General features: G+C 71.9%; 21 protein-coding genes and 1 riboswitch. Of the genes, 11 read left to right on the top strand and 10 right to left on the bottom strand.

What is annotated here, in order from left to right; translation table 11 throughout:
* Position 1 precedes the first annotated feature (1 nt).
* The gene (locus ACPT94_RS17790) at positions 2-1,282 is read right to left on the bottom strand and encodes an adenosylmethionine--8-amino-7-oxononanoate transaminase (protein WP_425246258.1); all 1,281 of its coding nucleotides are present in this window, start codon (positions 1,280-1,282) and stop codon (positions 2-4) included.
* The gene (gene bioB, locus ACPT94_RS17785) at positions 1,275-2,486 is read right to left on the bottom strand and encodes a biotin synthase BioB (protein ID WP_360342429.1); all 1,212 of its coding nucleotides are present in this window, start codon (positions 2,484-2,486) and stop codon (positions 1,275-1,277) included. Before bioB ends, ACPT94_RS17790 begins: the two co-directional genes overlap by 8 nt.
* A 148-nt stretch (positions 2,487-2,634) precedes the next feature.
* On the opposite strand from bioB, the gene ACPT94_RS17780 reads away from it, so the two are divergent.
* Positions 2,635-3,762, top strand: coding sequence for an 8-amino-7-oxononanoate synthase (locus tag ACPT94_RS17780; protein ID WP_425246257.1), 1,128 nt, complete (start codon positions 2,635-2,637; stop codon positions 3,760-3,762).
* A gap of 57 nt (positions 3,763-3,819) precedes the next feature.
* Here ACPT94_RS17780 and ACPT94_RS17775 read toward each other — a convergent pair whose 3' ends face one another.
* Together ACPT94_RS17775 and ACPT94_RS17770 are read right to left on the bottom strand one after the other, a co-directional pair.
* Complete coding sequence (locus ACPT94_RS17775) at positions 3,820-4,062, bottom strand: DUF397 domain-containing protein (protein ID WP_360342435.1); 243 nt, start codon at positions 4,060-4,062, stop codon at positions 3,820-3,822.
* A gap of 9 nt (positions 4,063-4,071) precedes the next feature.
* Positions 4,072-4,932, bottom strand: coding sequence for a helix-turn-helix domain-containing protein (locus tag ACPT94_RS17770; protein WP_360342438.1), 861 nt, complete (start codon positions 4,930-4,932; stop codon positions 4,072-4,074).
* Positions 4,933-5,145: 213 nt separating this feature from the next.
* Between ACPT94_RS17770 and ACPT94_RS17765 the strand changes: the two genes are divergently transcribed.
* Positions 5,146-5,604, top strand: coding sequence for an ATP-binding protein (locus tag ACPT94_RS17765; RefSeq protein WP_360342441.1), 459 nt, complete (start codon positions 5,146-5,148; stop codon positions 5,602-5,604).
* Positions 5,605-5,753: 149 nt separating this feature from the next.
* Here the strand turns inward: ACPT94_RS17765 and ACPT94_RS17760 are convergent, their stop codons facing one another.
* The 3 genes from ACPT94_RS17760 to ACPT94_RS17750 all read right to left on the bottom strand — a co-directional run bounded on the left by ACPT94_RS17760 (position 5,754) and on the right by ACPT94_RS17750 (position 7,740).
* On the bottom strand, positions 5,754-6,227 hold the full coding sequence (locus ACPT94_RS17760) for a C40 family peptidase (RefSeq protein ID WP_360343966.1): 474 nt from the start codon (positions 6,225-6,227) through the stop codon (positions 5,754-5,756).
* Between the two features lie 3 nt (positions 6,228-6,230).
* Positions 6,231-6,372: riboswitch (cyclic di-AMP (ydaO/yuaA leader) on the bottom strand.
* A 416-nt stretch (positions 6,373-6,788) separates the two neighbouring features.
* Complete coding sequence (locus ACPT94_RS17755; protein WP_360343969.1) at positions 6,789-7,097, bottom strand: hypothetical protein; 309 nt, start codon at positions 7,095-7,097, stop codon at positions 6,789-6,791.
* A 7-nt stretch (positions 7,098-7,104) separates the two neighbouring features.
* Positions 7,105-7,740: an ATP-dependent Clp protease proteolytic subunit gene (locus ACPT94_RS17750; protein WP_360343972.1), complete on the bottom strand. Its 636-nt coding sequence runs from the start codon at positions 7,738-7,740 to the stop codon at positions 7,105-7,107.
* Between the two features lie 64 nt (positions 7,741-7,804).
* Between ACPT94_RS17750 and ACPT94_RS17745 the strand changes: the two genes are divergently transcribed.
* A complete protein-coding gene (locus ACPT94_RS17745) occupies positions 7,805-8,083 on the top strand; it encodes a type II toxin-antitoxin system Phd/YefM family antitoxin (protein WP_360343975.1) in 279 nt (92 codons plus the stop codon).
* 124 nt (positions 8,084-8,207) lie between these two features.
* Here the strand turns inward: ACPT94_RS17745 and ACPT94_RS17740 are convergent, their stop codons facing one another.
* On the bottom strand, positions 8,208-9,221 hold the full coding sequence (locus ACPT94_RS17740; protein WP_360343978.1) for an ABC transporter permease: 1,014 nt from the start codon (positions 9,219-9,221) through the stop codon (positions 8,208-8,210).
* Positions 9,222-9,360: 139 nt separating this feature from the next.
* On the opposite strand from ACPT94_RS17740, the gene ACPT94_RS17735 reads away from it, so the two are divergent.
* The 8 genes from ACPT94_RS17735 (at position 9,361) to ACPT94_RS17700 (ending at position 16,454) form a co-directional block, all read left to right on the top strand.
* Entirely contained in the window at positions 9,361-10,008 is a 648-nt protein-coding gene (locus ACPT94_RS17735) for a TetR/AcrR family transcriptional regulator (protein WP_360343981.1), read from the top strand.
* A gap of 111 nt (positions 10,009-10,119) precedes the next feature.
* A complete protein-coding gene (locus ACPT94_RS17730) occupies positions 10,120-10,422 on the top strand; it encodes an urease subunit gamma (protein WP_360344269.1) in 303 nt (100 codons plus the stop codon).
* A 10-nt stretch (positions 10,423-10,432) separates the two neighbouring features.
* Positions 10,433-10,744 (top strand): urease subunit beta, encoded by a 312-nt coding sequence (locus ACPT94_RS17725; RefSeq protein WP_360343984.1) that lies wholly within the window; start codon positions 10,433-10,435, stop codon positions 10,742-10,744.
* Positions 10,737-12,458, top strand: coding sequence for an urease subunit alpha (locus ACPT94_RS17720; protein ID WP_360343987.1), 1,722 nt, complete (start codon positions 10,737-10,739; stop codon positions 12,456-12,458). The genes ACPT94_RS17725 and ACPT94_RS17720 overlap by 8 nt, the downstream gene beginning before the upstream one ends.
* Positions 12,459-12,468: 10 nt before the next feature.
* Positions 12,469-13,143: an urease accessory protein UreF gene (locus ACPT94_RS17715; RefSeq protein WP_360343990.1), complete on the top strand. Its 675-nt coding sequence runs from the start codon at positions 12,469-12,471 to the stop codon at positions 13,141-13,143.
* A gap of 137 nt (positions 13,144-13,280) precedes the next feature.
* Positions 13,281-13,958 carry an urease accessory protein UreG gene (ureG, locus tag ACPT94_RS17710; RefSeq protein ID WP_360343993.1) on the top strand — a complete coding sequence of 226 codons (678 nt, stop codon included), beginning with the start codon at positions 13,281-13,283 and terminating at the stop codon, positions 13,956-13,958.
* 1 nt (position 13,959) lies between these two features.
* Positions 13,960-14,715 (top strand): urease accessory protein UreD, encoded by a 756-nt coding sequence (locus ACPT94_RS17705; protein WP_360343996.1) that lies wholly within the window; start codon positions 13,960-13,962, stop codon positions 14,713-14,715.
* A 140-nt stretch (positions 14,716-14,855) separates the two neighbouring features.
* Positions 14,856-16,454 carry an alpha/beta hydrolase gene (locus ACPT94_RS17700; protein WP_360343999.1) on the top strand — a complete coding sequence of 533 codons (1,599 nt, stop codon included), beginning with the start codon at positions 14,856-14,858 and terminating at the stop codon, positions 16,452-16,454.
* An 82-nt stretch (positions 16,455-16,536) separates the two neighbouring features.
* Here the strand turns inward: ACPT94_RS17700 and ACPT94_RS17695 are convergent, their stop codons facing one another.
* The gene (locus ACPT94_RS17695; RefSeq protein ID WP_360344002.1) at positions 16,537-17,259 is read right to left on the bottom strand and encodes a lysophospholipid acyltransferase family protein; all 723 of its coding nucleotides are present in this window, start codon (positions 17,257-17,259) and stop codon (positions 16,537-16,539) included.
* 146 nt (positions 17,260-17,405) lie between these two features.
* Positions 17,406-18,647, bottom strand: a complete 1,242-nt coding sequence (locus tag ACPT94_RS17690) for a PP2C family protein-serine/threonine phosphatase (protein WP_360344005.1) — start codon at positions 18,645-18,647, stop codon at positions 17,406-17,408.
* Positions 18,648-18,659 lie beyond the last annotated feature (12 nt).

Genomic DNA, 18,659 nt, shown 5'->3' with positions numbered 1-18,659 from the left:
CTCATCCTTCCCGCGCCGCCGCGCACACCGCGTGCGCGATCCGCGCCACGTCCGCGTCACCGGTGACGTACGGCGGCATCGTGTAGATCAGGTCGCGGAACGGCCGCAGCCACACGCCCTCGCGTACGGCCGCCCGCGTCGCCGCCGCCATGTCGACGGCGTGGTCGAGCTGGACGACGCCGATGGCCCCGAGGACCCGTACGTCCTTGACGCCCGGCACCTCACGAGCCGCCGCGAGTCCCTCCCGCAGGCCCGCCTCGATCCGCTTGACCTCCGCGAGCCAGTCCTGTCCGAGCAGCAGCTCGACGGAGGCGCAGGACACGGCCGCCGCCAGCGGGTTGCCCATGAAGGTGGGGCCGTGGGCGAGCACCGGCACCTCGCCCCGCGAAATCCCGTCGGCCACCCGTGAGGTGCACAGCGTCGCCGCCATCGTCAGGTAGCCGCCGGTCAGCGCCTTGCCCACGCACATCACGTCCGGCGTCACCGCCGCGTGCTCCGCCGCGAACAGCGCGCCCGTGCGCCCGAACCCCGTGGCGATCTCGTCGAACACCAGCAGCACGTCGTGCGCGTCGCACGCCTCCCGCAGCACCCGCAGATACGCGGGGGAGTGGAAGCGCATCCCGCCCGCGCCCTGCACCACCGGCTCGACGATCACCGCGGCCAGTTCGCCGGCGTGCCGCTCGATCGCCGTGCGCAGCTGCTCGGCGTACGCCTCCTCGTACTCGGCCGGAGGCGGGTCGACGAAGACCTGGCGGGGCAGCACCCCGGTCCACAGGTCGTGCATCCCGCCGTCGGGGTCGCACACGGACATCGGCTGCCAGGTGTCCCCGTGGTAGCCGCCGCGCCAGGTCAGCAACCGCTGCTTGGCGGGACGGCCCAGCGAACGCCAGTACTGCAGGCACATCTTGACGGCGACCTCGACCGACACCGATCCCGAGTCGGCGAGGAACACATGCTCCAGCCCGTCGGGCGACATGTCGACAAGGAGCTTCGCCAGCCGTACGGCGGGCTCGTGGGTGAGCCCGCCGAACATCACGTGGCTCATCCGTCCGAGCTGCTCGCGCGCGGCCTCGTTGAGTACCGGGTGGTTGTAGCCGTGGATCGCCGACCACCAGGACGACATGCCGTCGACCAGCTCGCCCGAGCCGTCCGCGAGCTTCAGCCGGACCCCGCTCGCCGACTCCACGACGAGCGGGTCGACCCGGCCCGGCATCGGACCGTACGGATGCCACACATGCCGCCGGTCGAGGTCCAGCAGCTCGGACACGGCCGGTTCAGGCATTGGGCGCGAGGTCCGTCCCGGCACCCCGGCGGCGGACGGCCACCAGGTCCGTACGGGGCTCGCTCGACGGCGAAGGAGCCGGCGAACCGCACACACCGCCGCCCTCCCCCGACCCGCAGCCCGCACTCTCGTGGGACCCGCAGCCCCCGCTCTCGTGGGACCCGCACCCCGCGCTCTCGTGCGACCCGCAGCCCCCGCCCGCCCGGTGCTCCGGCAGCGTCACCTGGTCCGCGCCCTCCACCTCGAACCCGGCGTCGGCGATCATCTCCAGGTCCGCCTTGCCCGCCTGGCCCTCGCTGGTGAGGTAGTCCCCGAGGAAGATCGAGTTGGCGAGGTGCAGCGCGAGCGGCTGCATCGTGCGCAGATGGACCTCACGGCCGCCCGCGATGCGCACCTCGACGTCCGGGCAGACGAAGCGCACCATCGCGAGGATCCGCAGGCAGCGCTGCGGGGTGAGGTTCCACTCCTTGGCCAGCGGGGTGCCCTCGAACGGGATGAGGAAGTTGACCGGCACCGAGTCCGGGTCGAGTTCACGCAGCGAGAACACCACGTCCACCAGGTCCTCGTCGCTCTCGCCCATCCCGGCGATCAGACCGGAGCAGGCCGACAGACCCGCCGCGTGCGCCTTCTGGACCGTGTCGACCCGGTCGGCGTACGTGTGCGTGGTCGTGATGTCCGCGTACGTCCCCTCGGACGTGTTCAGGTTGTGGTTGTAGGCGTCGGCGCCCGCCTCCCGCAGCCGCTCCGCCTGGCCGTCGGAGAGCAGACCGAGGCAGGCGCACACCTCGACGTCCTCGTTCTGCTCCTTGATGGTCCTGATGGTCTCGGAGACCCGGTCCACGTCCCGGTCGGTGGGACCGCGCCCGCTCGCCACCAGGCACACCCGCTTGGCACCGCCGGCCAGCCCCGCGGCCGCCGCCTGCGAGGCCTCGTCGGGCTTGAGCCAGGTGTACTTGAGGATCCCGGCCGTGGAGCCGAGCCGCTGGGAGCAGTAGGAGCAGTCCTCGGGGCACAGCCCCGACTTGAGGTTGACGAGATAGTTGAGCTTCACCCGTCGCCCGAACCAGTGCCGGCGCACCTTGCCGGCCGCGGCCACCACATCGAGCAGGTCGTCGTCGGAGGTGGCCAGTACGGCCAGTGCTTCCTCGCGGGTCGGCAGCTCGCGCCGAAGCCCCTTGTCCACCAGCGTGTTCAGCAGGTCCATGAGAGCCGATCCTGTCTTACGGACCCGCTCCGGGCCAAGGTAGGGATCACACAACACACCCGGTTCGACGTGTGGGTATTGCCACACCATGGGTGGCCGGACCTGCCGCTAGTGTCTGTCCGCTACCTACAAAAGCCCCGGAGGACCCATGGCGTTCGGCTGGATCGACGAGCAGGCGGAGCTGCGCCGCCGCGCCGGACTCGTACGGACCCTGCGGCCCCGAGCGGCCGACTCGCCGCTCCTGGACCTGGCGAGCAACGACTACCTGGGCCTGGCCCGTCACCCGGAGGTCACCGAGGGCGCGGCCCGGGCCGCCCGGACCTGGGGCGGTGGCGCCACCGGCTCCCGGCTCGTCACCGGCACCACCGAGCTGCACGCGGAACTGGAGCGGGAACTGGCCGATTTCTGCGGCGTCGAGGCGGCCCTCGTCTTCTCCTCCGGTTACGCGGCCAACCTGGCCGCGGTCACCGCGCTGGCCCCGCACGGCGCCCTGATCGTCTCCGACGCGGGCAACCACGCCTCGCTCATCGACGGCTGCCGGCTGGCCCGCGGCACCACCCAGGTCGTCGCGCACGCCGACCCGGACGCCGTGCGCAAGGCGCTCGGCACGCACGAGGGCCCGGCCGTGGCGGTCTCCGACACGGTCTTCTCGGTCGACGGCGACGCGGCCCCGCTGGCCGCCCTCGCCGAGGCGTGCCGGGAGCACGGCGCCGGGCTGGTCGTCGACGACGCCCACGGGCTCGGCGTCCTGGGCGACGGTGGCCGGGGCGCCCCGTACGCGGCGGGTCTCGCGGGCGCCGACGACGTCGTCGTCACGGTCACCCTGTCCAAGTCGCTCGGCAGCCAGGGCGGCGCCGTGCTCGGTCCCGCGCGTGTGATCGACCATCTGGTCAACGCGGCCCGGACGTTCATCTTCGACACGGGACTCGCCCCGGCGGCGGCCGGCGCGGCCCTCGCGGCCCTGAGGCTGCTGCGCCGCGAACCGGAACGCGCGGCACGCGCGCGTGCGGTGGCGGGTGAGCTGCACGCGCGGCTGACGGCCGCGGGTCTGGAAGCGGTGCGTCCGGACGCCGCGGTCGTCTCCGTGCGGGCTCCGTCCCCGGAGCAGGCCGTGCGCTGGGCGGCGGACTGCCGTGCGGCAGGTCTGGCCGTGGGCTGCTTCCGTCCTCCTTCCGTGCCCGACGGCATCTCACGCCTGAGGCTCACCGCCCGCGCGGACCTCTCCGAGGCTCAGATCGAACGCGCTGTAGGGGTGATCGACGGGGCACGCCCCTGAGCGGGCGTGACGCGGCCGTGCACCCGGGGGTCGGACGGTCGGGTGGACGGCCGGGGGTCAGCGGAACGCGGCCGTGAAGCCCGACCAGCTCTCGGGGGAGAAGAGCAGGGCGGGTCCGGCCGGGTCCTTGGAGTCGCGTACGGCGAGCAGGCCGGCCCAGGGCCCGGAGGCCGGGCGGGCCGTCTCGACGCAGTTGTTGGCTCCCGTGCTGTAGCTGCTGCGCAGCCACCGCAGACCCCGCGGAGGGTGGTGGTCGTGCGGGTCGGTACTGGAAGGAACGTTGCGAGGCAGTGCGGTCATGGTGCCTCCTTACGCGCCGGAAGCTGTCGCGGCGATGTATTCCAGTGTGTCCTCGGGCGAAAGAGCGTGCGCCCGAAGGGCGTTGAAGGCCTCCGTGTAGGCCTGGAGGTCTTCTTTCCGTTCGAGATAGAGGCTACTCGTCAAGTGGTCGAGAACAACCACGTCCAGATCAGAAGTGCTCGAAAATGAGAAGATAACGAAAGGGCCGGTGACGCCGATATGCGCCCCGGCCGTGAACGGCAGTACCTGCAACCGCACTTGGGGCAACCGCGCCGCCTCCACGAGCCGTTCCAGCTGTCGTGCCATGACGTCGGGACCGCCCACCTCCCGTCGCAGCACCGCCTCGTCCAGCACCGCGTTCAGCTCCAGCGGAGGGTGCGCGCGCAGTACGTCCTGGCGGGCCAGCCGCACCGCCACCAGCGTGTCCAGCTGCTCCTCGTCGACGCCCTCCACGGCGGCCCGCGTCACCGCCCGCGCGTACTCCGGCGTCTGGAGCAGTCCCGGGACCACGGTAGTCTCCAGCGTCCGCATCGCGCTCGCCTGCGACTCCAGGCTGATGAAGTCCCGGTAGGCGGGCGGCAGCACCCCGCGGTAGGCGTGCACCCAGTGGTCACGTCCGCCGCTGTCGGCGGATCCGGCCAACGCCAGTATCAGTTCCCGCAGTCGGGCATCGGTGACGCCGTAGGCGTCGAGGAGTAACCGCACGTCGGCCGGTTTCGTGCCGCTGGTGCCGGTCTCGATCCGGCTCACCTTCGACTGGTGCCAGCCCACGAGCCGGGCCGCCTCGCCGCTGGTGAGCCCCGCACGGGCACGCAGGGCCCGCAGCTCGGCGCCCAGTTTCCGGCGGCGCACCGCGGGACCGTGCTGCATGGAGCGCTCCTTACTCCTTACGGGCCGCCCAAATACGCTCTGCCGTAGCAGAGTTCACCGCATCGAGCGACAGATATATGCACATGTTGGAGGATCGCCGGCCGTGACCGGCGCGGTAATGGCAGTCTGGCGGCGAAGCACCGGTCCGGGACCGTACTCGAACCATCCGCACCGTGTCGGACCCCGGTCCCGTGGGAAAGGGACGACCTCGCCATGGCAGACCATCTGGAAGCATCCGTCACTCTGCCGAGCGATCCCGCCTCGGTGTCCACGGCCCGCGCGTTCGTACTGACCACCGTGGGGGAGTGGGGTCTGCCGGCGGAGACGGAGGTGGCCGACACCATCCGGCTGATCGTCTCCGAACTCGCCACCAACGCCGTGCAGCACACCCTCGGGCAGTCCCCCACCTTCACGGTGGACCTCGTGCTCCACCGCGACGAACGGCTGCGCATCGGCGTCACCGACAGCCACCCGCGCTTCCCCAAACGCCTGCCGGCCGCCGTCCAGCAGGACAACGGCCGGGGCATGGTGATCGTCCGCTGGCTCGCCGCGGAGTGCGGGGGAAGACTCCGCGTCCGCCCGACCCGTGAGGGCGGCAAGACCGTCTTCATCGACCTGCCGTGGACGTCACCGGCGGAGCCGGTGGCGACAGCGGGGCAGCAGGACCCCTGACACCGGCCCGGGGCTCCCCCTGCTGCGAGGAACAGCGCGGGGCGGTGGCGGCGTCCCTGACGCCGCCACCCCGGCCGGGGCCCCCCCCCGGGGGGGGGCCGCGGGGGGGGCGGGGGGGCCGCCCGCCCCCCCCCCCCCGCCCCGGAGGGTCACTTGACCCGGCCGTACCAGACGCTCTTGGTCCAGATCTTCTGCAGCCGCACCACGTCCCCGGTCTTCGGGGAGTGCCAGATCTTGCCCTTACCCGCGTAGATCCCGACGTGGTAGACGTTCGACCCCGAGTGGAAGAACACCAGGTCTCCGGCCTTGCGGTTGCTCGCCGAGATGTGGCGGGTCTTGTTGTACTGCTGGGCAGCCGTACGGGGCAGCTTCTTGCCCGCCTTCTTGTACGAGTACAGCGTGAGCCCGGAGCAGTCGAACCTGTTCGGACCGGTGGCCCCGTACTTGTACGGGGAGCCCTTCTTGGAGGCCGCGACCTGGAGCGCCTTCGTCGCGGGGGTGGCCGCGGCGGCGTCACTGGCGACACCCGGGACCACGATCGAACCGCCCACGGCGGCGATCGCGAAGGCCGAGGCCGTACCGGCCCGAACCATGAGCGACGGGACACGATTGAGCGCAGTCATGCGCAACCCTTCGTCAGCCGCCTGTGAAGGATGACCTGTCGGATTCGGGCTGACAAAGTTGCCCGGCCGCTGTCGCGGCTTCACCCCAAGGGTTGCTCGGCCCGGCGCCTCCATGCGGAGTCGACCGTTCCGGCGACCCGTCGTGCTTGGGTCCTCCACTCCTGCCGATGCACTTCTGTCGACCGGTCATCCGGGCGGCGGCAGGACTCGGCGTCCGCCCGGACCGCCCCGCCGCTTGTGGCGGGGGCTTGTCGTCAGTCACGGATCTTGACTCACCGATGTCCGAAAATCCCAACGCAACCGAGGATTTGTGGGGTTACTCACCACTCACCCGTTCGGGTGGACACCCTGATGTTCGGTCAGATGTCAAGGTGACGAAAGGCCCCGGACCAGCGCCGGAACCCTGCATTCCGCACCGGGACTAGGCCGATTGCGCAACCGCTGTGGCCTGGAAAAAGAAGAGACGGCTACGCCGAACGTGGGTACGCCGTTTGGTCCGTTTCAACTCCGGTCCGGACGTCACGCTCATGGCGAACACCGCCCGGACCGGACGCGCGTGCGTCAACTGTCGGGGAGCGGCGGCACCGTGACGCGCGCCGTGCGGCGCTCCCCGTCCAGGACGCGCAGCGCCCGCGCGAGCGTCGGCGCGTGCAGCTCGCTCTCGCCGCGCTGGTGCATCAGCGTCAGCGCGTCCCGCAGCGCGATCGCCTTGCCGACCAGTGCCTGGGCGGCGCGCAGCCCGCGGTAGGTGTCGCCGTGGTGGGCGGGGTTGATGCGGCCCAGCAGGTCGGCCACCTCCAGGTAACGGTCGATCAACTCGGCCTCGGCACGCGTCAGCGCGGGCAGCGGCGGCAGCTCGGGAGGCAGCATCGGCGGCTCACCTCGCGCCCGGCGCGTCACCCGTGACCCGGCGGCCCGGGATGATCCGGTCCGCCAGCCCGTACTCCACGGCCGCTCGCGCGTCGAGGATCCGGTCGCGCTCGATGTCCGCGCTCACCTGCTCCGGATCGCGCCCGGTGTGCCGCACGAGCATCTCCTCCAGGCGGGCGCGGGTGCGGACCAACTCCTCGGCCTGGATGGCCAGGTCGCCGGTCTGACCTTCGACCGGCTCGGGGAGCGCCGGCTGGCGGATCACCACTCGGGCGCTCGGCAGTACGTACCGCTTGCCCGGGGCGCCGGCGGCCAGCAGCACGGCGGCGGACGAACCGGCCTGGCCGAGGCAGATGGTCTCCACGTCACAGGTGACGTACCGGAGCGTGTCGTAGACGGCCGTCATCGCGCTGAACGAGCCGCCAGGGGAGTTGATGTACAGCGAGATGTCCCGGTCCGGGTCCCGGTGCTCCAGGTACATGAACTGGGCCATCACATCGTTGGCCGAGATGTCGTCGATCGGCGTCCCCAGCAGGACGATCCGCTCCTCCAGGAGCTTGGAGTACGGGTCCAGCGTGCGGTGCCCGGAGCTGGTGCGCTCGGTGAACTCGGGCAGGACGTGGCGTGCGGACGGTCGGGTCATGGGAACCCCCTCCTTCTGCGTCTGTAAAAAATGTACAGGATGTACGTGACGTTAGAATGGGGTCATGGCCTACGAGATTCCGGTGACGCAAGCCAGGGCTGAACTCGCCGACCTGATCAACCGCGTGGTGTACGGCGGTGAGCGCGTCGTCGTGACGCGCCACGGCAAGCCCCTCGTCGCCCTCGTCTCCGCCGCCGACCTGGAGCGGCTGGACGCGCTCGACGCCCCGGCCGAGGAGCAGGTGATCAGCTCGGTCTCCGCCGTCCGTGAGGTCGCGTCCGCTCCCGGCGAACGGCAGCGGTTCGGGATCGCGGCGGAGCATCGGGGGTCCGGCCCCTCCTAGGACGCCTCCGGCTCGCCGGACGGGAAGGTGCCGGACGTGAGAAGACCGTGCACCCCCGTCCGCTCCTGCGGGGTGCACGGTCGGCCGGGTGGCCGGGTGGCCGGGTGGCCGGGTGGCGGGCGGGTCAGCCGGCGAGTGCGGGCTCCTGCTCGGCGGCCGGTTCGGGGATCTTCGTGCGCGCCTTCGTCGCACCGCCGAGCAGCACCGCCCCGAGGCCCAGCGCGGCCCACCAGGTGAGGGTGAGGGCGGGGCCGGTCGCGGCCGCGCCGTCGAAGAACGACACCGAGCGCAGCAGGCTCGTCCCGGCGCCCGGCGGCAGCCACTGGCCGATCGCGCCGGCCGGCTCGGGCAGCATCTGCGGGGCCGAGGCCGCTCCGGAGAACGGGTTGCCGAGGAACATCATCAGGAACGCCGCCAGGCCGATGCCCGCCGGGCCGATCAGCGCGGCGGTCCCGGCCACGGCCGCGCTCACCGCCAGCGTCGACAGGCCGAACGTCGCCGCCTCCGCCCACCAGTCACCCGTGAGCACGCCGAGCCAGCTGTGGGCGAGCGCCGCCGCGACCATGCCGACCAGGGCGGCGGCACCGGCCAGTGCGAGTGCGGCCCGGATCCCGCGCAGGCCGAGCAGGGTCACCACCGCGCCCGCGGCGATGCCGGCCAGCGCCAGCGGCAGCACACTCGCGGTCAGGGCCGCGCCGCGCGGGTCCTTCTCGGGCGCGGCGACGACGTCCACCGTCCGGATGCCGGTTCCGTCGGCGGCGGCCTGCTGCGCCACCGCCTGCTGCAACAGCTGGGCGACGGCCGGGCTGGCGGCCGAGGCGGTCAGCAGTTCGGGGCCCCGGGGGGTGACGACCACGGCGCCGTACACGGTGCGGTCCTCGATCGCGTCCCGGGCGGCGGCCTCGTCGTCGTAGCGGTGGATCTCGAAGGCGCCCTCGTGCCGCTGGAGCTGTTTCTCCACCTGGGCGGTCGCGGCGGCCGGGCCCGCCACGCCGAGCGGCAGGTCGCGAGGTGCGGTGCGGGCGGCGGGCCAGGCGAAGGCCCACAGGGCGAGCGCCGCGAGGAGGGGCACGAGGGCGACGACCGCGAGCGCGCGCCGGGCGGGGGCCCTGGTGGTGGGGGCGGAAGCGGTGAACATGAGGTCTCCTCTGGCTGTCCGAGCCGGTCGGGCTCTGGGAGCCGGTAAAAAGAAGGATCGTTCGTTTTAAGTACGCCACCACCGTGCGCCCGACGGGTGTCGCTTGTCAAGAAGGAACGTTCGTTTTAAGTTGGGCGCCATGGCACGCGTATCCCAGGCCCACCTCGACGCCCGCCGCCGGCAGATCCTCGACGCCGCCGCGCTCTGCTTCGCCCGCAACGGCTTCCACGCCACGTCGATGCAGGACGTGCTGAAGGAGGCCGACCTGTCGGCCGGGGCGGTGTACCGCTACTTCAGCGGCAAGGAGGAGCTGATCGCCGCGATCGTCTCCGAGGTGCTCGGTGAGGTCCGCGCGGGTTTCGACGCCGCGGCTCAGCTGAGCCCGCCCCCGCCGCCCGACCAACTCGTGGCCACCGTGCTCAGCCGGAGCCTCGCCCAACGGGAGAACATCGTCCTCGACGGCCTCCCCGCCTTCCCCCGCCTGGTCGTCCAGGTGTGGTCGGAGATCCCGCGCAACGACGAGCTGGCGGTCGTCCTGCGTGAGGGGTACGGCTCCGTGCGCGAGGCCTGGGGGCGGATCGTCGAGGCCTACCAGGGAGCGGGGAGGATGCGCCCGGACGTTCCGCCGGACCATGTGGCCCGCACGATGATCGCCGCCGTTCTCGGCTTCATCGCCCAGCAGTCCCTGTTCGGGCCCGCCCCGGTGGAGGTCCTGCGGGACGGCCTGCGCGCGTTGATGAGCATGACGGACGCCGAGCCGAAGGCCGCGGGATCACAGCTCGGTTAACTTGTTCGAAATGCGGTCCAACTAGCCTGCCCCTCCATGCCACCAGGGACTTTGCCCCGTGGCCGCGGCAACCGGGCCCCGCACGGCCCGGGCGAGGAGGTGAGGTGGGACGTGCAACTGACCCCGCACGAGCAGGAGAGGCTGCTGATCCACGTGGCGGCCGACGTCGCCGAGAAGCGCCGGGCCCGTGGGCTCAAGCTCAACCACCCCGAGGCCGTGGCCCTCATCACGGCGCACATCCTCGAAGGCGCGCGGGACGGTCGTACGGTCGCCGAGCTCATGGCCTCCGGCCGCAAGCTGCTCACCCGCGAGGACGTCATGGAGGGCATCCCCGAGATGATCCACGACGTGCAGGTCGAGGCGACCTTCCCGGACGGCACCAAGCTCGTCACCGTCCACGACCCCATCGTCTGAGAGGGCCTCGATGATTCCCGGAGAGATCCTTTTCGCCGAGGGCCCGATCGTCTACAACCAGGGGCGCGAGGTCACCCGGCTCACCGTCCTCAACTCCGCCGACCGGCCCGTCCAGGTCGGCTCCCACTACCACTTCGCCGAGGCCAACCCCGGTCTGCGGTTCGACCGCGCGGCCGCGCGCGGCAAGCGGCTGAACGTCGCCGCCGGCACCGCCGTGCGCTTCGAGCCCGGGATCCCCGTCGACGTCGAACTCGTACCGCTCACCGGGGCCCGCGTCGTGCCCGGTCTGCGCGGGGAGACCGGAGGTGCCCTCGATGCCTGAGATCTCGCGTGCCGCGTACGCCGACCTGTTCGGCCCGACCACCGGTGACCGCATCCGGCTCGCCGACACCGACCTGATCGTCGAGATCGAGGAGGATCGTTCCGGCGGGCCCGGACTCGCCGGGGACGAGGCGGTGTTCGGCGGCGGCAAGGTCATCCGCGAGTCCATGGGGCAGGCGCATGCCACGCGCGCGGAGGGGACACCTGACACCGTCATCACCGGCGTCGTGATCGTGGACCACTGGGGGATCGTCAAGGCCGACGTCGGCATCCGCGACGGGCGGATCACCGGCATCGGCAAGGCGGGCAACCCCGACACGATGGACGGGGTGCACCCGGACCTGGTGATCGGCCCGGAGACCGAGGTCGTCGCGGGCAACGGCCGGATCCTCACCGCCGGGGCGATCGACGCGCACGTCCACTTCATCTGCCCGCAGATCGCCGACGAAGCGCTGTCCTCGGGCGTCACCACGCTGGTCGGCGGCGGCACCGGGCCGGCCGAGGGCTCCAAGGCGACCACCGTGACGCCGGGCCCGTGGCACCTCGCCCGGATGCTGGAGGCGATGGAGCAGTACCCGCTGAACATCGGGTTCCTCGGCAAGGGCAACACCGTCTCGCACGAGGCGATGCTCTCCCAGATCCGCGGCGGCGCGCTGGGTCTGAAGCTGCACGAGGACTGGGGGTCGACCCCCGCGGTCATCGACGCCTCCCTCACGGTCGCCGACCGGACGGGGATCCAGGTCGCCATCCACACGGACACCCTCAACGAGGCCGGGTTCGTGGGCGACACGCTCGCCGCGATCGCCGGACGCGGCATCCACGCCTACCACACCGAGGGTGCGGGCGGCGGGCACGCGCCGGACATCATGACCGTCGTCTCCGAGCCGCATGTGCTGCCGAGCTCGACGAACCCGACGCGGCCGTTCACCGTGAACACCGCCGAGGAGCACCTCGACATGCTCATGGTGTGCCACCACCTGAACCCGGCGGTGCCGGAGGACCTCGCCTTCGCCGAGTCGCGGATCCGTCCGTCCACGATCGGCGCGGAGGACGTGCTGCACGACCTCGGCGCGATCTCGATCATCTCCTCGGACTCGCAGGCCATGGGCCGCGTCGGCGAGGTGATCATGCGGACCTGGCAGACGGCGCACGTGATGAAGCGGCGGCGGGGCGCGCTGCCCGGCGACGGCCGCGCCGACAACCACCGCGTACGTCGCTATGTCGCCAAGTACACGATCAACCCGGCGCTCGCGCAGGGACTGGCGAGGGAGATCGGCTCGGTCGAGACCGGCAAGCTCGCCGACCTGGTCCTGTGGGAACCGGCGTTCTTCGGCGTCAAGCCGCACCTCGTCCTCAAGGGCGGGCAGATCGCGTACGCGCAGATGGGCGACGCCAACGCCTCCATCCCGACCCCGCAGCCGATCCTGCCGCGCCCGATGTACGGGGCGATCGGCCGGGCCCCCGCCGCCAACTCCTTCAACTTCGTGGCGCCGCTCGCCGTCGAGGACGGGCTGCCGGAGCGGCTGCAGCTGGGCAAGAGGTTCGTCGCGATCGACTCCACGCGGGGCGTGACCAAGGCGGACATGCGGGAGAACGACGCCCGGCCGCGGGTCGAGGTCGACCCCGACAGCTTCGCCGTGCGCATCGACGGGGAGCTCGTCGAGGCGACGCCCGCAGCCGAACTGCCCATGGCCCAGCGCTACTTCCTCTTCTGACGGCGTCGGTATGACACGGGCAGCACTACTCGTCCTGGCCGACGGCCGCTTCCCCGCCGGAGGGCACGCGCACTCCGGCGGGGCGGAGGAGGCCGTCAAGGCCGGGCGGATCACCGGTGCGGCGAGCCTGGAGGACTTCTGCCGGGGGCGGTTGCACACGGCGGGGCTGGTGGCGGCGGCGCTGGCCGCGGCGGCCGCGGCCGGGGTCGCGCCGGCCGAGCTCGACGCGGCGGCCGACGCGCGCACGCCGTCGCCGGCGTTGCGGGCGGCGGCACGCAAGCTGGGGCGCCAGCTGATGCGGGCCGCTCGGGCGACCTGGCCGAGTGACGAACTGGCCGCCGTGGCAGAGGAGTTCCCCAAGGGGGCCCATCAGCCGGTCGTGCTGGGCCTGACGGCCCGCGCGGCCGGCCTCGGACCCGAGGACGCGGCGTACTGCGCGGCGTACGAGAGTGTGAGCGGGGCGGCGACGGCGGTGGTGCGGTTGCTGAGCCTGGACCCGTTCGAGGCCACGGCGGTGCTGGCCCGGCTGGCGCCGGAGCTGGACCGGATGGTGGACCGTGCGGTGACGGCGGGGACGGCCGCCCTGACCGAGGGCGTCGACACGCTTCCCTCGGCGTCCGCGCCGCTGCTCGAGATCGGGGCGGAGGCGCATGCGGGATGGCCGGTACGCCTGTTCGCCTCCTGACCCGCTCGCCCAGGTGGGCCGCAGGCGGTGCGACCGGGCGGGACATCGCCGGGCCGACGTGGCGGTGACCGGGGCGGGTGGGAAGTACCGGATGAGGTCGGAAGTAGCTCGGGCCAGGCTGAAGAGGAGCCGTATTCATGCATCTTGACCACGCTCATGACGGTCCCGTCGCCGTCAGCGCCGACGCTCGGCGTCCCGACGGCAGCCGGCGGGCTCTGCGGATCGGGCTCGGGGGGCCTGTGGGGTCCGGTAAGACGGCTACGGTGGCGGCGCTCTGCCGGGTCCTGCGGGACGAGTTGTCGCTGGCTGTCGTGACGAACGACATCTACACGCGGGAGGACGCCGAGTTCCTGCTGCGGGAGGCCGTGTTGCCGCCGGAGCGGATCACGGCCGTCGAGACGGGGGCCTGTCCGCACACCGCCATCCGGGACGACATCTCCGCCAACCTCGAAGCGGTGGAGGACCTGGAGGACGCCGTCGGGCCGTTGGATCTCGTGCTCGTCGAGTCCGGTGGGGACAATCTCACCGCCACCTTCTCCAAGGGGCTCGTGGACGCGCAGATCTTCGTCATCGACGTCGCCGGCGGGGACGACATCCCGCGCAAGGGCGGCCCCGGTGTCACCACCGCCGACCTTCTCGTCGTCAACAAGACCGACCTCGCGCCGTACGTCGGATCCGACCTCGCGCGGATGGCCGCCGACGCCAAGGCGCAGCGCGCCGAACTGCCGGTCGTCTTCCAGTCGTTGAGGAGCGAGAGCGGTGTGAGTGACGTGGCCGCCTGGGTGCGGGCGCGGCTCGCCGCATGGGCGGCGTGACATGAGGGGGGTGCACGCCACGGCGCGGATCCGGGCGCGGGAGGACGGGTGCGGCGGGACGTCGCTGCCCGTTCTCGAGAGCGACGGCCCCCTCGCGCTGCGGCGGACCCGGGGTGGGGATCAGGGCGAGGCCCGGGTCATGCTCGTCGGGGCCATGAGCGGGCCCCTGGGCGGCGACCGCTTCGCCGTCGAGGCGAGTGTCGAGCGGGGCGCCCGGCTGCGGTTGGGGTCGGCGGCCGCCACCATCGCCCTGCCGGGGCAGGTCAAGGGCGAGGCCCGCTACGACGTACGGATCGATGTCGACGACGAGGGTGAACTGCGTTGGCTGCCCGAGCCGTTGATCTCCGCGAAGGGCAGTGACCTGTACGTCACCACGCGCGTCGACCTCGCCCCGGGCGCGCGGCTCGTGCTGCGCGAGGAGCAGGTGCTGGGGCGGGCGGGGGAGGAGCCCGGACGGCTCAGCAGCCGGCTCGTCGTGCGGGTGGGTGGGCGTGCCGTACTCGACCAGGAGCTTGCCTGCGGGCCCGGCGCCCCGGGGGGCTGGGACGGGCCCGCTGTGCTGGCGGGGCGTCGCGCCCTGGGGCAACTGGTCGTCGTACGGCCCGAGTTCGGCGAGCACCCCGTGTCCGCCCGCGTCCTCGGCGAAAGCGCCGCCCTCGTGCCGCTCGCCGGGCCCGCCGCCCTGGTGACCGCCGTCGCGCAGGACGGGCTGCGGTTGCGGCGCGTTTTGGACGAGGCCCTCAACTCCCTGACGTGAGCGGCCCGTTCATCCGGTCAGCGGGACATTCCTCTCCGGTTATCGGATTGGCAAAGAACACCAACGACACCTGTTCTCAGGGACCTCACAGCCGAAAGGATCCCCGTACCAGTCGTCACCAGACACGGGGAGGGCCCCACTTGAGGGACATACGACCGAACAGGCGGACAGCGGCACTCGGCTCGGCCGGCGTGCTCGTCACCGCGACCCTGATGGCCGGAGCGATCGCCGCTCCCACGGCCAGCGCCACCAGCGGCCGGTCCGGGCAGGACCGGGAGATGCGGGGCGCCGCGATCGCCGCGGAGCGCGCCGCGAAGGCCGGGATCGACTGGCAGGACTGTCCCGCCGACTGGGGCCTGGAGAAGCCGATCCAGTGCGGCTGGGTCACCGTGCCGCTCGACTACGCCAAGCCGAACGGCAAGCAGATCAAGCTCGCCGTCGACCGCATCGGCAACACGGGCACGAAGGAGGAGCGCCAGGGCGCGCTCGTCTACAACCCCGGCGGCCCCGGCGGCTCCGGCCTGCGCTTCCCGCGCCGCGTGACCACCAAGGCCCCCGTCTGGGCCAACGTCGCCAAGGCCTACGACTTCGTGGGCTTCGACCCGCGCGGTGTCGGCAAGTCGGCGCCCATCTCCTGCGTCGACCCGCAGGAGTTCGTCAAGGCGCCCAAGGCCGACCCGGTCCCGGACTCCGAGGCCGACAAGCTGGCCCAGATCAAGCTGGCCCGTGAGTATGCCGAGGGCTGCGACGAGCGCAGCGGCGAGATGCTGCCGTACATGACCACGCCGAACACCGTGCGGGACCTGGACGTCATCCGGGCCGCCCTCGGCGAGAAGAAGCTCAACTACCTCGGCGTCTCCTACGGCACCTACATCGGCGCGGTCTACGGCACGCTGTTCCCGGGCCATGTCCGCCGCATGGTCGTGGACAGCGTCGTCAACCCGTCCCGGGAGAAGATCTGGTACGAGGCCAACCTCGACCAGGACGTCGCCTTCGAGGGCCGCTGGAAGGACTGGCAGGACTGGGTCGCCGCCAACGACGCCACCTTCCACCTCGGCACCACCCGCGCCGCCGTCCAGGACAAGTGGCTCCAGCTGCGCGCCACCGCCAAGAAGAGCCCGCTCGGCGGGGTCGTCGGCCCGGCGGAGCTGATCTCCTTCTTCCAGAGCGCCCCGTACTACGACTCCTCGTGGGTGCCGGTCGCCACCGTCTTCAGCAAGTACTTCGCCGGTGACACGCAGGCCCTGATCGACGCGGCCGCCCCCGACCTGACGGACACGGTCGGTAACGCCGCCTCCGAGAACGGCAACGCCGTCTACACGGCCGTCGAGTGCGCCGACGCCAAGTGGCCCACCAGCTGGCGGACCTGGAACCGGGACAACACCCGGCTGCACAAGGACCACCCGTTCATGACCTGGGCCAACGCCTGGATGAACCTGCCCTGTGCCTTCTGGCCGGCCAAGCAGCAGACCCCGGTGGACGTCAAGACCCACAAGGGCCTGCCGCCGGTGCTGATCGTGCAGTCCGAGCGTGACGCGGCCACCCCCTACGAGGGCGCCGTGGAACTGCACCAGCGCTTCAAGGGCTCCCGCCTGATCACCGAGAAGGACGCGGGCTCCCACGGCGTCACCGGTCTGGTGAACACCTGCATCAACACCCGGGTGGACAGCTACCTCCTCACCGGCAGGCTGGACGGCAAGGACGTGACCTGCGCCCCGCACGCCACGCCCAAGCCGTAGACACCGCTCCGTAAGCACCACCACGCAAGAACGAGGGGCGGCCGGATCGCACCGGCCGCCCCTCACCCCTGTCCACGGGGGATCAACTCAACGGCATCCGCGGGAACCTGCGCGCCTTCTCCTGGGCCGCCGCCTCCTCGGCCTTGACCACGGCCGCGTACTGGTCGACGTACTCCTGCTCGGACAGCGTCAGGATCGCGTACATGATCTCGTCGGTGATCGCGCGCAGGACCGCCTTCTCGTTCTCCATGCCGGCGTAGCGGGAGAAGTCGAGGGGCTTGCCGAAGCGGATGACGACGGGGTGGATGTTGGGGATCACCTTGCCCGGCGGCTGTGCCTCGAAGGTGCCGATCATCGCGCAGGGGACGACCGGTACGCCGGCCTTCAGCGCCATCACCGCGACGCCGACCTTGCCCTTGTAGAGGCGGCCGTCGTGCGAGCGGGTGCCCTCCGGGTAGATGCCGAGCAACTCGTCCTTGCTCAGGACGCCGAGGCCCTCACGGATCGCGGCCTGGCCGGCCTCCTTGCCGGAACGGTCGACCGGGATCTGCCCCGCGCTGCGGAAGAAGGCCGCGGTGAGCCGGCCCTTGATGCCGGGGCCCGTGAAGTACTCGGCCTTGGCCAGGAAGGTGATGCGCCGCTTGAGGACCGCGGGCATCAGGAAGTGGTCCGAGAACGACAGATGGTTGCCCGCGATGATCGCCGCTCCCGATGCCGGAACGTGCTCGAGCCCCTCTATCCGGGGCCGGAACAGCAGTCTCAGCAGCGGTCCCAACACCACGTATTTCAGGAGGTAGTAGAACAAGGGATCGCTCCTCAGGTCGGCGATCGGCGGGGCCGCCGTGTTCCAGCAGGTCAACCGGCATGGTGTGGGGTGTCAGTGTAGGCGGGGGCGGTTACGGCCGGAACCCGGCGTCCTGACGGGGTGTCATCGCGGGCAGGGGGCCTCCCTCACAGCCGCACGATCACGAGCGCCGTGTCGTCCGTGGCGCCGCCGGGCGGCAGCAGTTCCAGCAGGACGGCGTCGGCTAGGGTCTCGGGGTCCGCGGAGCGGTGGCCGGTGAGCGCGTCGGCCAGCCGGGCCAGGCCGGTGTCGATGTCCTCGTGCCGGCGTTCCACCAGGCCGTCGGTGTACAGCGTGAGGGTCGCGCCGGAGTCGAAGGTGGTGGTCGCCTGCGGCCTGGGCACCGGGTCGGGGCGGGCGTCGAGCGGGGCATCGGTGGCCCGGTCGAGGAACTCCACCCGGCCGTCGGGGTGCACCAGCACCGGCGGGGGATGGCCGGCGCTGCTGTAGGTGATGGTGTGGTGGTCGAAGTCGATGAACGTCGTCACCGCGGTCGCCGACTCGGCGCCGTCCACCACGTGCGCGTACCGGCCCAGCACGTTGAGGGCCTGGGCGGGGCCCTCGGCGACCCGGGAGGCGGCGCTGAGCGCGCTGCGCAACTGGCCCATCACGCCGGCGGCCTCCAGCCCGTGCCCGACGACGTCGCCGACGGAGACGCCGACGCGGTTGCCGCCGACGAGGTCGACGAGGTCGTACCAGTCCCCGCAGACGTTGAGCGCGCCGACCGCGGGCCGGTAGCGCACGGCCGCGCTGTGATGGCGGGCCAGGCGGCGGGGAGGCAGCATCGCCTCCTGGAGGGCGAGGGCCACCTCGCGCTCGCGGGCGTGGGCCAGGCGCAGGCGCTCGTTGAGCTCCTGGAGTTCACGGGCGCGTGTGTACAGTTCGGCCTCCAGCACCCGTCCCCGGCTTCCGGCCTGGCCGGCCGCGCGCCCGGCCCGGGCCCGGATCAGTTCGGTGACCTCCTCGACGCGGTGCACCAGCAGCACCACCGAGCCGTCCGGTCCGTACACCGGCGCGTTGACCGGGCTCCAGTAGCGCTCCTCCCACTCCCCGGGCCGGTCGGGCGACTCGACGTCGTAGCGCTGCAGGGCCATGGCGTCGCGCTCGCCGGTGGACAGCACCCGGTGCAGCGAGGCCTCCAGATTGCGCATGCCGTCCGCGGAGGGGTTGTTCGGGTTGTTCGGGAAGACCTCGAAGAGGTGGTGTCCGATCACCTGATCGCGCTCGCGGCCGGCCAGGCGCAGGAACTCGTCGTTGGCGTCCGCGAAGACCAGCGCCGGCGTCAGGAGGGACACCATTCCGGGCAGGGCCTGGAACACCGCCGCGTAGTCGATCGCCGTGTCGTTCATGGCCCATGCCCT

It is taken from the genome of Streptomyces aurantiaciflavus, from assembly GCF_049808595.1.
In the GTDB taxonomy this organism is placed as follows: domain Bacteria; phylum Actinomycetota; class Actinomycetes; order Streptomycetales; family Streptomycetaceae; genus Streptomyces.
This window is presented reverse-complemented; position numbering and strand designations above follow the sequence as displayed.